The organism is Actinomadura fibrosa, assembly GCF_900659615.1.
In the GTDB taxonomy this organism is placed as follows: Bacteria; Actinomycetota; Actinomycetes; order Streptosporangiales; family Streptosporangiaceae; genus Spirillospora; species Spirillospora fibrosa.
In genome coordinates this window covers 19,791-28,494 of sequence record NZ_CAACUY010000118.1, presented here as the reverse complement: position 1 = coordinate 28,494, position 8,704 = coordinate 19,791, and the positions used below count along the sequence as shown (strand labels likewise).

General features: G+C 74.2%; 7 protein-coding genes. 1 reads left to right on the top strand and 6 read right to left on the bottom strand.

Translation table 11 applies throughout. The features are described 5' to 3' along the window. On the bottom strand, window positions 1-1,473 hold a 1,473-nt coding region (locus E1300_RS30260; RefSeq protein WP_131760502.1), incomplete at its 3' end, for a hypothetical protein. A gap of 190 nt (window positions 1,474-1,663) precedes the next feature. On the opposite strand from E1300_RS30260, the gene E1300_RS30255 reads away from it, so the two are divergent. After that, entirely contained in the window at window positions 1,664-3,130 is a 1,467-nt protein-coding gene (locus E1300_RS30255) for an MFS transporter (protein WP_242619473.1), read from the top strand. Here the strand turns inward: E1300_RS30255 and E1300_RS30250 are convergent. The 5 genes from E1300_RS30250 to narH form a co-directional block, all read right to left on the bottom strand. Further along, window positions 3,048-4,613: a class I adenylate-forming enzyme family protein gene (locus tag E1300_RS30250; RefSeq protein ID WP_207400043.1), complete on the bottom strand. Its 1,566-nt coding sequence runs from the start codon at window positions 4,611-4,613 to the stop codon at window positions 3,048-3,050. The two genes, E1300_RS30255 and E1300_RS30250, sit on opposite strands and share 83 nt — an antisense overlap. A gap of 76 nt (window positions 4,614-4,689) precedes the next feature. Next, window positions 4,690-5,490: an SAM-dependent methyltransferase gene (locus E1300_RS30245; protein ID WP_242619472.1), complete on the bottom strand. Its 801-nt coding sequence runs from the start codon at window positions 5,488-5,490 to the stop codon at window positions 4,690-4,692. 131 nt (window positions 5,491-5,621) lie between these two features. Beyond that, complete coding sequence (gene narI / locus E1300_RS30240) at window positions 5,622-6,341, bottom strand: respiratory nitrate reductase subunit gamma (RefSeq protein ID WP_131760507.1); 720 nt, start codon at window positions 6,339-6,341, stop codon at window positions 5,622-5,624. Further along, the gene (narJ, locus tag E1300_RS30235; protein WP_242619471.1) at window positions 6,341-7,015 is read right to left on the bottom strand and encodes a nitrate reductase molybdenum cofactor assembly chaperone; all 675 of its coding nucleotides are present in this window, start codon (window positions 7,013-7,015) and stop codon (window positions 6,341-6,343) included. Before narJ ends, narI begins: the two co-directional genes overlap by 1 nt. Continuing rightward, window positions 7,012-8,703 carry a nitrate reductase subunit beta gene (gene narH / locus E1300_RS30230; RefSeq protein WP_207400042.1) on the bottom strand — a complete coding sequence of 564 codons (1,692 nt, stop codon included), beginning with the start codon at window positions 8,701-8,703 and terminating at the stop codon, window positions 7,012-7,014. Before narH ends, narJ begins: the two co-directional genes overlap by 4 nt. Between the last annotated feature and the right edge of the window lies 1 nt (window position 8,704).

Here is an 8,704-nt window from a genome sequence, read left to right as displayed (position 1 = left end):
AGGCCCGAGCCGGCCGAGCCAGGCGGCGGCGTTGGAGTCGAACCGCCATCCCCGCCGCCCGGCCGCCCGCCCCGCACGCGCGCCGGCGGGGCTGCGCGCCAGGACGTCCAGCAGCAGGTCCACGATCTCCTCGTCCGCCGGCTCGCCCAGGCCCATCAGCGCGTGGACGGCCGCGAGTCCGGTCTCCAGGTCCGCTCCGGCCGCGACGCGCCGTAGGACGGCGAGCGCCCGGTCGTCGTGCAGGCCGCGGCGACCCAGGAAGCCGCACGCCGCGCTCGCCGCCTCCAGTTCGTCGAAGGCGGGATCGGGCCGGGACGCGATCCGCCCGTGCAGCCGCTCCAGCGTGGCCGCGACCTCGGGCACGGCCTGCTCGCCTCCGGGCCAGCGCGCGGTGCCCGCCAGCAGCGCCGCGGTCTCGGACGGGGGCGGCTCCTCGGCGAGCCGCGCCCTGACGTCCGGCCACAAGCGTCCGGCGAAGACGTCCGCGCGACCCAGCAGGAAGGCCGGGACGTCGCCGTGGCGGATCGACCGCGCCAGCGCCGGCACGCAGCGAGGATCGCCGCGGTGGACGAGCAGCTCCAGCGCCCTGCCCGAGACATCGGGATCGTCGAGTGCCCTGAGCAGCGCCTCGGCGTAGCCGTCGTGGGCCGTGAGCTGGTGGCCGCCCGCTGCCGCCGCCCGCCGGAGTGCCGGGTCGTGATGGCCGAGCAGCGACGCCACGGCGGACGCATGTGCCCCGTATCGCTCGCGGTCCGAGGCGTACAGCCGTCCGGCCGCCTCTACCAGGACGCGCGCCGCCGCGGGGTCCAGCGCGCCTTCGGCGAGCCGCGACAGCATCAGCGCGAGCCAGGCCGAGCACAGGGCCGGCGTGGGGTGGAGCCAGGAGGCGACGGCGTCGACCGGTCCCGCGGGCGGCGGGCCCTGCCACTCCGGGTCGGACCAGGCGAGTTCGGCAAGGGCCGCGCCCGCCTCGCCACCGCCGCACAGCGTCAGAGCCTCGACCACCGCGCCGTCGGCCTCCTGCGGCATGTGCAGGAGGAGGGCCAGCGCGGCTCCCAGCGCGTCGACCGGTCCGTCCGCCATGCGATCGCGCAGGTAGGGGGCGCCGACGTGGCGGCCCAGCGCGACGAGCAGGCCCAGCCGGGTCGGCGGGTCCGGCTCCGACCGGCTGCGGGTCTCCAGCTCGGGCGGGACGGGCCCGTCCACGTAGGCGAGGGCGACCGCGAGGATGCGCCGCACGGCGGCGTCGGGGTGGTCGAGCCGCCGCAGCAGGGCGGGCAGGCCGGCGGTCAGCAGGCCGCCGAGCCGGTCCGCCCAGTCGCCGACGTGGATGCCGCCGGGCTCCGGTCCGGTGACGCCGAGGTCCGCTCGCAGCGCGTCCAGGGCGGCCCCGCTGCGGCGTCCCGGCTCGTCGAGGTCGAAGTCGAAGTCGCGGTGGACGACCGCCTCCCAGTCGAACCGCGTCGTGTCCATGACCGCGATCTTGCCAGTGCCGCCGGATTGAATGCTGTTCTAATATCGGGGTCGGATGCCGGTGCCGTGGCGCGTCCCGGGAGGTTCCCATGGCCCACCCCCGCGGGCGAGCGTGACCGGGACGGCCCGGGCCGGGCGCGCCGGGACGGCGGCCGGGGTGCCGCGGGGGGCGTGGCAGACGCTGTCAGTGGTGAGCCTCGCCAGCGTCCTGATCGGGCTCGGCGGGCACGCGCTCAACGTCGCCCTGCCCGCGGTCGTGCGGCACTTCCGCGCCGGGCCGTCGGCCGCGAGCTGGATCCTGCTGTCGTTCATGCTCGCCAGCACGGTGCTGCTCCTCGTGTTCGGGCGGTTCGCGGACATGTTCGGGCGCCGCGCGATGTACCTCGCCGGCCTCGGCGCCTACACCGCCGCGAGCCTGCTGCTCGGCCTGGCGCCGGCGGCCTGGGCGGTGGTGGCGCTGCGGGTGCTCCAGGCCGCCGGCGGCGCGATGCTGCTGGCCAACAGCGCCGCGATCGTCACCGAGATGTTCCCGCGCGAGCAGCTCGGCCGCGCGATGGGGATCTACACCGCGGGCTTCTCCATCGCCCAGCTCGCCGGCCCGACGCTCGGCGGGTTCCTCGTGGACGAGTTCGGCTGGCGGTGGGTGTTCTGGTACAACGTCCCGGTCGGCCTGCTGTGCCTCGCCTGGGGCGCCGCGGTGCTGCGCCCGGTGGAGCCCGTCCCGCAGGAGCGCGGCGTGGACGTGCCGGGGAACCTGCTGGTGCTGGCGGGGCTCGGCGCCCTGCTGTACGGGCTGTCCCAGGTGGGCGACCACGGCTGGACGGGTCCGGCGACGCTGGGCGGCGCGGCCGTCTTCGCGGTGCTGCTGCCGGTGTTCCTCGCCGTCGAGCGCCGCTGCGCCCGGCCCGTCGTCGACCTCGCCCTGTTCCGCGACCCGCCGTTCGCGCTCGGCCTGCTCGCGGCCTTCCTGGACGCCGCGGCCCGGCTCGGCGGCGTCCTGCTCATGGCGCTGTTCTTCCAGGCCGTCCAGGGCGACGACCCCGTCACCGCGGGGCTGAAGGTCCTGCCGATGCCGGCGGTCGCGCTGGTGGCGTCCACGGCGGCGGGGTTCCTGGAGCGCCGCGTGGACGCCCGCACGATGACGGCCCTCGCCGCCTCGCTGACCGCGCTCGGGCTCGTCGAACTGCTGGTCGTGGTGGACCCGGACGTCGGCTACGGGCCCGTCATGGCCGGGCTCGTCGTCCTCGGGGCCGGGTCCGGCGCGTTCCTGCCGTCCAACGCCACGGCGATGCTGCGCGGTCTCCCCTCGGAGCGGCTCGGGGTCGTCAACGCGATGCGGCTCATGGTGATGAACATCGGCATCGCGGTCAGCACCGCCTTCGCGTTCTCCACCATCACGGCCCCGGTGCCGGCGGCGCTGCGCGCGCACGTCCTCGCCGGTGACCTGTCGCGGATCTCCGAGGCGGGCGTGCGGGACCTCGTGACCGGCTACCGCCACGCGCTGGCGTGCCTGGCGGCGCTGTCCGCGCTGACCGTGCTCGCCTGCCTCGGCGCGCGCCGCGCCACGCGGCGCGTCAGCCCGGCCCGGCCAGGTAGCGCTCCTTCAGCAGCGCCTTGTGGATCTTCCCGACCGGGGTCAGCGGGACCTCCGCGGTGATGACGAACTGGCGCGGCGTCTTGTAGTCGGCCAGCCGGTCGCGGCAGTGCGCGGCGAGCTCCCGCTCCGTGGGCGGCTCGCCGCCCGGGCGCGGCACCACGTAGAACCGGCCGACCTCGCCGAGCACGTCGTCGGGCACGCCGATGCCCGCGGCCATCGCGACCTTCGGATGGGTGGCGAGGACGTTCTCGATCTCGACCGGGTAGACGTTGAAGCCGCCCTGGATGTACATCTCCTTCTTGCGGCCGCGCAGCACCAGGTGGCCGTCCGGCTCCATCGCGACCATGTCGCCGGTGGCGAGCCAGCCGCCCGGCAGGAACGCCTCGGCGGTCGCCTCCGGCATGTCCCAGTACCCGGCCGCCAGGCAGTCCCCGCGGATCTGGAGCTCGCCGGTCTCGCCCGGCGGCAGGACGGTCCCGTCCGGCCCGGCGACCCGCGCCTCGAAGTCGCCGATCATCACGCCCAGCGTGCGGGCCACCGTCTCGGGGTCGTCGCCGGGCCGCGACAGCACGCACGCGCCCGAGGACTCCGACAGCCCGTACAGCCCGTACAGCGGGACGCCCGGGAAGCCGTGCCGGATCGCCTCGGCCAGCGCCGGCTCGACGTTCGCGCCGCCCGCCGTGCAGAGCCGCACCGACGACAGGTCGCGGTCGGCGAAGTCCTCCCGGCCGAGCATGAGCACGAACATCGTCGGGACGGCGCCGAGGAAGGTCACCCGGTGCCGCTCGATCGCGCGGAGCGCCGCGTCCGGGCCGAACGCGGGCAGCAGCGCCACCGCTCCCCCGCTGACGAGCGTCGCCATGACCGTGCAGGTGATGCCGCCGACGTGGTTGAGCGGCAGGTGCCCGAGCAGCACGTCGGTCTCGTCCATCGCGAGGTGGCGCGCCTGCGCGGACGCGGAGGCGAGGATGCCGCGGTGCGTGATGACGGCGCCCTTCGGCGCCCCGGTGGTGCCCGACGTGTAAAGGATCAACAGCGGGTCGTCCGGGCGCACGGCCGCGCGCGCCGCGGCCAGCGCCGCCGGGTCGGCCGGGGCCCCGGTCAGCTCCTCGAACGAGGCGCTGCCAGGGAAGCCCTTGCCGAAGAACACGTAGTCCGTCACGCCGGGGATCCGCGGCGCGAATTCCTCGAAGAACGCGGCGAAGTCGAAATCGCCCGCGCTCGCCGCGCTGATGACCAGCCGGGCGCCGCTCTGGCCCAGCATGTGGGCGAGCTCCCGCTCCCGGTAGCGGACGTTCAGCGGGACGACCACGGCGCCGATCCGCGCCGCCCCGAAGAACGCGGCCAGCCAGTCCGGCGTGTTGAGGCCCAGCAGCCCGATCCGGTCGCCGTGGCGGACGCCGCGCGCCAGCAGCCCGTTCGCGACCCGGTCGGCCATCGCGTCGAACCCGGTGTAGGTGATCGTGTCGTCGCCGTCGTAGAGGAACGCCTTGTCCCGCGCCGTCGCGTTCTCCAGCGCGGCCCCGACCGTCATCGCCCGCATGTCGCCCTCCCTCGCCTGATGGCACCACGATCCACCGCCCGGGGACGGCCCGTCGAGCCCCGGACGCGCCGGGACGTCACGCCTTGCGGCCGACTCCGGCGTAGAACCAGGTCGGCAGGGCCTCCTCCAGCGACACCGGACGCTCGGGACGCCACAGCGGCGCCCACACCAGCCCGGGCTCGACGAGGTCGAAGCCGCCGAAGAAGGACGTCACCTGCTCGTGGGTGCGCGGCGTGCCGGGCGCGGACGTCCGCTTGTAGACCTCGACGACCTTGTTCACCACGTCGGGGACGCCGTCCGCCGAGGCGTGGGTGAGCACCAGGTGGCTGCCCGGGGCGAGGGCGCCGCGCAGCTCGTCCATGATGGCGTAGGGGTCGTCCTCGTCCGGGATGAAGTGCAGCGTCGCCACCAGCAGCAGCGCCACGGGCCTGCTGAAGTCCAGCAGCTTCATCTCGGGGTGCTCCAGGATCGCGCGCGGGTCGCGCAGGTCGGCCTGGATCATCCGGGTGACGTCCGAGCCGGCGAGCAGCGCGCGCCCGTGCGCGACGACCTGGTTGTCGTAGTCGACGTAGACGACCCTGGCCCGCGGGTTCACCGACTGCGCGATCTCGTGCACGTTCTGCCGGGTGGGCAGGCCCGTGCCGATGTCGAGGAACTGGTCGACGCCCTGCTCGGCCAGGTACCGCACCGCGCGGCCGAGGAAGGCGCGGTTCTCGCGGATCAGCCGCACCAGCGTCGGGTCGGCCTTGATGGCCTCCTCGGCGCGCACCCGGTCGGCCTCGTAGTTGTCCTTGCCGCCGAGGTAGTAGTCGTACATGCGGGCGATGTTCGGGACGCCGGGATCGAACCCGCCCGGCTCGGACCGTCCGCCTGCCACGCTTCCTCCTCCGGGACGCACGCACGGCGCCCGGCTTCCGGACGCCACCGCGAGAAGACTTGATCAGCTTACCGACCCGGCGGCGCGCCCGGGACCCGCTCGGCCTTGCCCCGCAAGGGCCCGGTGCCGTTTCAGGGGGCTTGCTGCCAGCCTCGGCGGGGTGCGGCCTCTCCGAGTCGCTCGTCCCGGCTGCGGTAGACGATGTAGGGGCGGGTCAGGTAGCCGACCGGCGCGGTGAGCACGTGCACCAGCCGCGTGAACGGCCAGATGCAGAAGAGCACGAGGGCGCTGAGGGCGTGCGCCTGGTACAGGACCGGCACACCGTCCATCAGCTCGGCCTTGGGACGCAGGTAGAAGACCGACCGGAACCAGGGCGAGACCGTGAGGCGGTAGTCGTAGCCGCCCGCGGCGGCGTTGGCGGCGGCGGTGGCCGCCAGCCCGAGCACGATGACCAGCGTGAGCACCGCGTACATGAGCTTGTCGTTGCGGGTGGTGGCGGAGAACACCGGGCCGACCGTGCGGCGCCGGTAGATGAGGATCGCCAGCCCGGCGAGCGTGCAGAACCCCGCGATGCCGCCGAGCACGACCGCGGCGGCGCGGTAGGCGTCCTCGCCGATCCCGGCGGCGTCCGTCCAGCGCTCGGGGATGACGAGCCCGCCGATGTGGCCGAGCAGCACGACGAGGACGCCGAAGTGGAACAGCGGGCTGCCGACGCGCAGCAGGCGGCTCTCGTAGAGCTGGGACGAGCGGGTCGTCCAGCCGAACTTGTCGTAGCGGTACCGCCAGTAGTGGCCGAGGACGAACACCGCGATGGTGACGTACGGCAGGGCGGTCCAGAGCAGCGCGTCGATCACGGTCGGCTCCTCACCGGGTCGGGCAGCGGCACCGGGCCCGCTCCCTCCGGCGCTCCGTAGGGCGCTCCGTAGGGTGCGAGGCCGACGTCCTCCTCGGGCGGCCCTTCGGCGGCGAGCCGCGCGACGGCGTCGCGGTTGCGGCCGGTGAGCGGCGGGAGGGTCGCCGCGACGGCGTCCAGGACGGCCGCCCACGGCGACCCGTCCTCGGTGAGCGCGAGGCGCAGCAGTTCGAGACCGGCGCGGTGCTCGACCAGGAGGCGCCGTCCTTCGGCGCGGTTCCCGGTGGCCGCGAACTCCAGGACGACCGCGAGGTGGTCGGGCAGTTCCCCGTCGTCCAGGACGAGCCCGGCGGCGCGGTAGGCGCGCTTGAACCGGAGCAGGGCCGCGCCCCGCTTCCGGGTGTCGCCGTAGGCGTAGTAGGTGAGGTAGAGGCAGCAGCGCTTGCGGTGGTCGAACGTGGCGACGTAGTCGGCCGCGAGATCGGGTAGCCGGATGGCGTCCAGATGGTCCAGGAACCCGGAGAGAGGCTCCCGGACGGTCGGCGCGAGGCCCTGGACGGCCCGCCGCAGCAGCGCGCGCCGTCCCATCAGCTCCTCGTCGGGGTAGCCGAGCAGCAGCGAGGCGGCCTGCCACGCGGTGGCCGAGTCCGCGCCGTCCGCCGCCCGCCTCACGGTCCGGCCCCCGCGTCGCCGTCGCCGAGGTCGCGCCGCCGGGGGAACAGCCCGGCGGGCATGCCCTTGCCGTCCCAGTTGAGCAGGTTGACGCGGTGCCGCTTGTCGGACGGATCGGCGGGACGGTCGGCGGTCTGCCGGTGCTTCAGCATGTGGAAGTTCTCGACGGCGATGGGCGGGGCGCCCCCGGAGGCCTCGCCGAACGGTCCGGAGCCGCCGGCCGGCCCGGCTCCGCCCATGCCGGGGCCGCCGTCGTAGTCGAGGCTGCACTCCGTCGCGAGCTCTTCGAGGCCGTGGGCCTGCTCGGCGTGGGCGGGCGGGATGACGTAGCGCTCGTCGTACTTGGCCAGGGCCAGCAGCCGGTACATCTCGTACATGGACTCGCCGGTCATGCCGACGCGCTCGGGGATGCGGGCGTCGGGGTCGCGGCCGAGGTTGATGTCGCGCATGTAGGCGCGCATCGCGGCCAGCCTGCGCAGCACGGCCCCGACCGGGGCGGTGTCGCCGGCGGTGAACAGCTCGGCGAGGTACTCGATCGGGATGCGCAGCGCGTCGATGGCGGCGAACAGGTTGCCGCTGTCCTCGGCGTCGTGCCCGGTGTCGCGGACGACGTCCACGACCGGCGACAGCGGCGGGATGTACCAGACCATCGGCATCGTCCGGTACTCCGGATGCAGCGGCAGCGCCACCTCGTAGGTGTTGATCAGCGCGTGCACCGGGGAGCGCCGCGCGGCCTCGATCCAGTCGTGCGGGATCCCGTCCCGCTCGGCCGCCGCGGCGACCCGCGGGTCGTGCGGGTCCAGGAACACCTGCCGCTGGGCCTCGTACAGGCCGGTGTCGTCGGGGGTGGAGGCGGCGTCCAGGACCCTGTCGGCGTCGTAGAGCATCAGGCCGATGTAGCGCAGCCGCCCCACGCACGTCTCCGAGCAGATGGTGGGGATGCCGACCTCGACGCGCGGGAAGCAGAAGGTGCACTTCTCGGCCTTGCCGGTGCGGTGGTTGAAGTAGACCTTCTTGTAGGGGCAGCCGGTCACGCACATCCGCCAGCCGCGGCAGCGGTCCTGGTCGACCAGCACGATGCCGTCCTCGGTGCGCTTGTAGATGGCGCCGGACGGGCAGGACGCGGCGCAGCTGGGGTTGAGGCAGTGCTCGCAGATCCGCGGCAGGTAGAACATGAAGGTCTTGTCGAACTCCAGCGTCACCTTCGCGGAGATCTCGGCCAGCACGACGTCCTTGTCGCCGTGCTCGACCGAGCCGCCGAGGTCGTCGTCCCAGTTCGCCGACCAGGAGATCCTGGTGTCCTCGCCCGTCAGCAGCGACTTCGGGCGCGCCACCGGCGGCTGGTCCTGCGGCGGCGCGTGGGTGAGGGTCTCGTAGTCGTAGGTCCAGGGCTCGTAGTAGTCGCCGATGCCGGGCAGCCGGGGGTTGGCGAAGATCGTGGACAGCTTGCGGAACCGGCCCCCGGCCTTCAGCGCCAGGCGCCCGCGCCGGTTCAGCGTCCAGCCGCCGCGCCAGCGCACCTGGTCCTCGTAGCGGCGGGGGTAGCCCTGGCCGGGCCGGGTCTCGACGTTGTTGAACCACACGTACTCGACGCCGCTCCGGTTGGTCCACACCTGCTTGCAGGTGACCGAGCAGGTGTGGCAGCCGATGCACTTGTCCAGGTTCATGACCATCGCCATCTGGGCCATG